We start from the raw sequence: 1,393 nt of genomic DNA, 5'->3' as shown, positions 1-1,393 counted from the left end.
CATATATGGATACCCCCGGTGTCAAGCGATCTTTGAATGGTCTGTGAGCGTGTGATCGGATGCTGTCATATATCAGGCCTCATGATGCGGCATTTTAATGGCCGCGGGCCGGTATGGTGATGCGCGAAGGCGGGTCCTAATCAGCTTCGATAACCCTCAGGTCAGTGGCTCGGAAATGGTTTTCCCGCTTCGGATCTTTCCGATCAATAATCTCCCATCCTATTCGTCGATCTCTTCACACGTCCCGGGTACCGGGGCGAAGCGTTGCGGTTCGCGGTTACGCCATCGCCTCCGGGTTCCGATAATTCTCCTGTTTCGTCAGCATGGCCCAGATTGCTCGCGCCATTCTGTTGGCCAGCGTGATCGCGACCAACATTTTCGGTTTACGATCCAGCATTTTGGCCAACCAGCTTCCCTTACGGACACCAAACCGTGTCGCGGCAGTGATAACTGACATGGCCCCGGTGATTAGCAAACTTCGAATGTCTTTCTGGCCCATCTTCGAGATTTTGCCGAGCCGGTCTTTGCCGCCCGTCGAGCGTTGCAACGGCACCAGGCCGAGCCAGGCCGCAAAGTCTCGCCCTCGTTTGAAGCAACTCATGTCCGGGGCAAATGCCTCAATAGCCAGTGCCGTCTGCAACCCAACTCCTGGCATGGTTTTCAGCCTGCGCACCGTGCCGGATGACTTTGACACAGATTCGAGTTGCTTAGTCAGGTCGGAGATCTTGGTCGACAGCGTATCAATGTGCTCAAGATACATTCGGGCCGTGCCGCAGACGAGATTGGGTAAGCCGTTGTTTTCGGCATCCAATGCGGCAATCAGCTTTTTCAACCCAGCTTTGCTCTTTGGACCGATCACGCCGTATTCAGCCAAATGGCCGCGCAGAGCATTGATCGATTGCGTACGTTGGCCGATAAACATTTTGCGCGACCGGAACAGCATCGCACGAGACTGTTGTTCGACCGTTTTCACCTCGACAAACCGCATGGTTGGACGGGATGCCGCCTCGGTGATCGCTTCCGCATCAGCTTTGTCATTTTTCTGCCTTTTGACATACGCCTTTACATACTGAGGTGGAATCAGCTTCACCTCATGACCCAGCTGGCCGATTTCACGACCCCAGCCATGGGCAGTGGCGCAGGCCTCCATTGCAATCGTGCATTGGGGATGTTTGGCCAGAAAAGGCATGAACTGGGCGCGGCTCAGCTTCTTTCGGAAAGCAACAGATCCGTCAGCTCGTGCCCCATGTACCTGAAAAACCTGTTTTGCAAGATCAACGCCAATGATGGTAACTTCCGACACGTGGATATCCTCCTCATTGTTTGTGACGACTATAGCGCCGACACTTGGCACATACGATGCCTCCGGGCGGGGGTATCCACACCATCAGAT

At 54.5% G+C, this 1,393-nt stretch carries 1 protein-coding gene; it reads right to left on the bottom strand.

The window, feature by feature from the left end:
- Positions 1–277 precede the first annotated feature (277 nt).
- The gene (locus GOW16_RS22590; RefSeq protein ID WP_170419817.1) at positions 278–1,303 is read right to left on the bottom strand and encodes an IS110 family transposase; all 1,026 of its coding nucleotides are present in this window, start codon (positions 1,301–1,303) and stop codon (positions 278–280) included.
- Positions 1,304–1,393 lie beyond the last annotated feature (90 nt).

It is taken from the genome of Ruegeria atlantica, assembly GCF_013033965.1.
Taxonomy (GTDB): Bacteria; Pseudomonadota; Alphaproteobacteria; order Rhodobacterales; family Rhodobacteraceae; genus Ruegeria; species Ruegeria atlantica_D.
Note: the sequence above shows the minus strand (reverse complement) of the source record. Positions and strands in the feature narration are given on the sequence as shown.